The 4,951-nt window shown below is 72.1% G+C and carries 4 protein-coding genes and 1 pseudogene; 3 read left to right on the forward strand and 2 right to left on the reverse strand.

Going from position 1 to position 4,951, the window contains the following annotated elements:
• Positions 1-341: pseudogene (locus tag G6018_RS04055) on the forward strand (hypothetical protein); the annotation flags it as partial.
• Positions 342-349: 8 nt separating this feature from the next.
• Complete coding sequence (locus tag G6018_RS04060) at positions 350-1,666, forward strand: AarF/ABC1/UbiB kinase family protein (protein WP_179524805.1); 1,317 nt, start codon at positions 350-352, stop codon at positions 1,664-1,666.
• 21 nt (positions 1,667-1,687) lie between these two features.
• Here G6018_RS04060 and G6018_RS04065 read toward each other — a convergent pair whose 3' ends face one another.
• On the reverse strand, positions 1,688-3,808 hold the full coding sequence (locus tag G6018_RS04065) for an ATP-dependent DNA helicase UvrD2 (RefSeq protein WP_338404176.1): 2,121 nt from the start codon (positions 3,806-3,808) through the stop codon (positions 1,688-1,690).
• Positions 3,809-3,893: 85 nt separating this feature from the next.
• On the opposite strand from G6018_RS04065, the gene G6018_RS04070 reads away from it, so the two are divergent.
• On the forward strand, positions 3,894-4,166 hold the full coding sequence (locus G6018_RS04070) for a mycoredoxin (protein WP_179524804.1): 273 nt from the start codon (positions 3,894-3,896) through the stop codon (positions 4,164-4,166).
• Here the strand turns inward: G6018_RS04070 and nudC are convergent.
• Positions 4,163-4,951: NAD(+) diphosphatase (gene nudC / locus G6018_RS04075; RefSeq protein ID WP_182638824.1), on the reverse strand; the 789-nt coding region annotated here is incomplete at its 5' end. The genes G6018_RS04070 and nudC overlap by 4 nt on opposite strands.

Below are 4,951 nucleotides of genomic sequence, written 5' to 3' on the forward strand. Positions count from 1 at the left end.
CCCGCGACGGCCGGGTGGTGGTGGGGCCCACCGTGATCCCCGGGGCGAGTCCGTGTCTGCGGTGCGTGGACCTGTTCCGCGCCGGACGTGACCCGCGGTGGCCGTTCGTCGCCGCCCAGCTCGTCGGCCGATCCCCCTCGGCCGGAGTGCCCGCGCTCACGGCGGCAGCCGCCCTGGTCCTCGCCGAGGTCTCCGCCAGCCGTGAGGCCGACCGCCCACTCCAGACCATCGGGGCGTCCGTCGAGATCAATCCCGCCGAGGGGCTGTGGAGAAGGCTCGAATGGCCGTCCTTCGATCGCTGTACCTGCGGCGCGGCGACATATCGGCATCCTCTGTCATGATTGGAGGCGTGGCCGATCTCCCCCGCACCTCATCCCGCCGAGCAGCGCGCCTCGCAGGCCTGCCCCTGGGAATCGCCGGACGAGCCGCCGGGTCGCTGGGACGTCGAGCTCTGGGCAGGGGCGAGGGCGTACTGACCGAGGAGCTGGCCGACCAGGCGGCCGAACAGGTCTTCGCCGTGCTCGGAGAGCTCAAGGGCGGGGCGATGAAGGTGGGTCAGGCTCTCAGCGTGTTCGAGGCCGGGATGCCCGACAAGTACGCGGGCCCGTTCCGCGAGGCGCTCACCAAGCTCCAGGCCGAGGCTCCGCCGCTGCCCCCCGCCGAGGTCGAGCAGGTCCTCGACACCCAACTCGGCCTGCGGTGGCGGGAGCGGTTCGCCGAGTTCAACACCTCCGCGGCCGCCGCGGCCTCGATCGGGCAGGTGCACCGCGCGGTCTGGTCGGACGGTCGGGAGGTGGCGGTGAAGATCCAGTACCCCGGGGCCGACGAGGCGTTGCGCTCGGACCTCCGTCAGCTCCGACGTCTCTCCCCGCTCCTGCGGCCCCTCAACCCCGGCACCGACGTCAAAGGGGTCATCGACGAGTTGTACGACAGCGCCGTGGCCGAACTGGACTACCGGGGGGAGGCCGACACGCAGCGGGTGTTCGCCGCCGCGTTCCGCGACGACCCGCTGATCCGCGTCCCCGCCGTGCTCGCCTCCGCCCCGAAGGTCCTGGTCACCGAGTGGGCCGAGGGTCGCACGCTCGGCCGGATCGCCGCGAGCGGGACCCAGGAGGAGCGCGACCGGGCCGGTGGACTGCTGGCGGAGTTCCAGTTCTGTTCCCCCGCCCGCGCGAGGATGATGCACGGCGACCCGCACCCCGGCAACTTCCTCCTCGCGGACGACGGTCGGATGGTGGTGCTGGACTTCGGGGCGTCACTCCCGCTACCGGACGGCATGCCCGCGGTTCTCACCTCGATGATGCGGCTCGCGCTGGCCGGGGAGTCCGAGGAGCTGCTCGCCCTCATGACGCGCTCCGGGTACGTGGGCCGGGGCGGGTTGGACCCCGCGGACGCGATGGCCTTCCTCGGGCCCTTCATCGAGCCGATGCGCAAGCCCGAGTTCCACTTCGACCGCAAGTGGATGCAGGGGATCATGGCGGTGTACGGGGACGTCTCCGGCCGTGAGTTCCGGACCTCGCGGTCCTTCACGCTTCCCCGCGAATACGTCCTCATCCACCGGGTGCTCTCGGCCTCGGTGGGCATGCTGTGCCAGCTCGAGGCGACCGCCCCGTACCGGCAGATCGTCCATCGCTGGATGCCGGAGATCTTCCCCGACGAGGAGTGAGCCACTCCGGACCGGCCGGGATCAGCCCTCCCTGACCAGGCGGAGGACATCGTCCCCGTACTCGCCGAGCTTGTGCGCCCCGATCCCGCCGATGCGCCCGAGCGCCCGGGTGTCCGCGGGACGCTCGCGGGCGATCTGCACGAGAGTGTCGTTGGTGAACACCGTGTACGCGGGTTTGCCGATGCGTTCCGACGTCTCCCTGCGCCAGTCGCGCAGCCGCTCGAACAACCCGGTGTCGACCTCCACCGAGCAGTCGGGGCACGATCCCAGCGCCCGGTGCATCGGCCCGGTGAGCCGCTCCCCGCATCCGCGACAACGCCCCTTGTCCGGGGAGTCGGACGTCTGGCGGCTTCCCCCGGGCGCCGGTGCCGGGCGGACCGGGTCGAGGAAACGGCTGGGACGGCGAGTGGCGCGGCCCCCGGCCCGTCGGCTGCGGCTCCACGAGACGGACAGGTGCTCCCGTGCCCGGGTGACCCCCACGTACAGCAGTCGCCGCTCCTCCTCGATGGCGTCCGGCCCGGCCTTGATCGCGTGACTGATGGGCAGGCTGCCCTCGTGCACCCCGAGGAGGAACACCGCATCCCATTCGAGCCCCTTGGCGGCGTGGAACGACGCCAGGGTCACCCCGCGCTGGTCAGGGGCGTGCCTCGCGGCGGCGCGGGCTCTCAGACCGGCGACCACCGGGAGTAGTCCGGGGCGGTCCTCGGTGGTGGCGATCTCCTCCACGAGGCCCATCAGCGCGGTCAGCGACTCCCACTTCTCCCGGGCCTGGGCGCCCGACGGCTCGGCGGCCGTGAGACCCAACGGTTCCAGTGACGCCCGGATCACCCGCGCGACGTCGGTGGGGTCGGTGAGCGCGGAGTGCTCCTCCGTGACCGCCTCGTCGGTGCCGTCGACCAGTCTGTCGATCGCCGACATCGCGCGCCTGATCACCGTCCGGTCGAAGAAGCCCTCCCCACCCTTGAGCCGATAACCGATCCCCACCTCGTCCAGCGCGGCCTCGATGCGCTCCGACTGCGCGTTGACGCGGTAGAGGACCGCGACCTCCGAGGGGTCGAGCCCACCGTGGACCAGATCGGCGATCGCCCCGGCGACCGCCTCCGCCTCCGCGTCCTCGTCCGGATACTCGGTGAGGACGGGGTCGGGCCCCGCCGGACGCATTCCCCGGAGGGTGAGACCGGCTGATCGGAACCGCCCCGCGCCGGCCCCGATCACCGCGTTGGCCAGGTCGACCACCTGCGGGGTGGACCGGTAGTCCGACTCCAGGCGGACGACGGTCGCCTCCGGGTAGCGCTCGGCGAATCCGAGCAGATAGTCCGGATCGGCCCCGGCGAAGGAGTAGATGGTCTGGTTGACGTCGCCCACCACGGTGAGGTCGTCGCGCCGACCGAGCCAGGCCGACAGCAGGCGCTGCTGGGCGGGGGTGACGTCCTGGAACTCGTCCACCACGAAGCACCGGTAGCGGTCCCGGAACTCCTCCGCGATCGCCGGGACCTCCTCCACCAGTTCCGCCATGTGTCCCAGCAGATCGTCGAAGTCGAGCATGCGGACCGGGCCCGACACCTTGAGATCCTCGTACGCCCGGAACGCCCGCGCCACCTCCGGGGCGGGGGCCGGGAGGTCACGACTGAGTGCGACCGCCCGCTCGGCGTACGTGTCGGGGGTGAGCAGACTGGACTTGGCCCAGCCGATCTCGGTGAGGACGTCCCGGATCGTCTCCGTCGAGGGATCCAGCCCCACCCGGCGGACCGCCTGCGCGACCGCCCGGAACTGTCCGTCGAGCAGCTGCCAGGGTTCCTCGCCGTAGACCCGCGGCCAGAAGTAGGAGAGGTTGCGCAGGGCCGCCGAGTGGAAGGTCCGCGCCTGGACCGGCCCCGTCCCCGCGTCCGCCACGCCCAGCCCGGCGAGCCGCATGCGCAGTTCCCCTGCCGCGCGGGCGGTGAACGTGACGGCCAGGACCTGGTCCCCACGGACGTGTCCGGTGGTCACCAGGTGGGCGATGCGCCGGGTGATGGTGCGCGTCTTGCCGGTCCCCGCGCCCGCGAGGATGCAGACGGGTCCGCGGGGCGCCAGGACTGCCCGCCGCTGCTGGGGGTCCAGTCCGTCGAGGGCCGAGTCCCGGTCACGCCGCACGTCATCCACGCCACCATGGTGGCATCCGGCCCCGACACATCGCCGTGGGCCTCCCCCGGGATGATTCCCCGGTCTCCGAGCGTTGGACCCCGTCATGAGCGATCTCACGAACGATGCCGAGGCCCTGACCCTCTACACCACCACGTGGTGCCCCTTCTGTACCCGGCTCAAGAAGCTGCTGGACGAGAAGGAGATCGGTTACACGGAGATCGACGTGGACGCCGACGCCGAGGCCGCGGCGTTCGTCGAGAGCGTCAACGGCGGCAACCGCGTCGTCCCGACGGCGCTGTACTCGGACGGCACCACCGCCACCAACCCCCCGGCCTCCCAGGTGAGGGCCAAGCTCGCCGAGCTCGCGGACGCCTAACGGTCCACCGCGGCGACCCACGACCGGAGCATCACGTGGGCGATCGATACCGGTGGGGCCACCATGAGGTCGCCCCGTCCGTCGAGCGCGGCGCGGACCTCGTCGACGTCGAACCAGGCGGCCTCACTGATCTCCTCGTCCTCGAGCACGATCGGCGCGTCCGGGTCCCCGACCGCGTGGAAACCCACCATCAGTGAGCGGGGGAACGGCCAGGGTTGGCTGCCGAGGTAGCGGACCCGGTCGACCTCCACGCCGACCTCCTCCTTCACCTCGCGCCGGACACAACCCTCCAGGGACTCCCCCGCCTCCACGAATCCGGCGACGTGGGAGTACATCCCGGCCGGCCAGACCGGTTGACGTGCCAGGAGCACCCGGCGCCCACCGTCGTGGACCAGGCAGATCACGGCCGGGTCCGTGCGTGGGTACTCGGGTCCTCCGTGGAACGGGTCCTCGATGGCCCAGCCCGCGTCCACGCGGCGCGGATGGTGCTGCGGTTCCCGGCCCCGCACGGTGTCCCGGTGCCAGCCGAGCAGGGCGAGGGCCTGCGAGGCCAGTGAGCCGTCGCCCTCGACCAGGTCCGCTCCGGTCACCCGGAGTGACGCCACCGCCGGGTCATCGGGCAGCTCCTCCACGGCCAGGGCCCAGATGTGGCGCCCCTCGTCCGTACGCCCGAGGAACACCGCGGTCTCCGGCAGCTCCTCGGCGTGGTCCGACGCGGGTTCCAACCGGATGCGTCGACGGCCCCCGGCCGCCGGGTCCGTGGCGAACCGGTTGCGGCGGTCGAC

Source organism: Dietzia sp. DQ11-44, from assembly GCF_014145205.1.
In the GTDB taxonomy this organism is placed as follows: Bacteria; Actinomycetota; Actinomycetes; order Mycobacteriales; family Mycobacteriaceae; genus Dietzia; species Dietzia natronolimnaea.

Bases quoted from the DNA above. Each gene is read 5' to 3' on its own strand.
- G6018_RS04070 (WP_179524804.1), top strand. From the start codon at position 3,894: ATGAGCGATCTCACGAACGATGCCGAGGCCCTGACCCTCTACACCACC.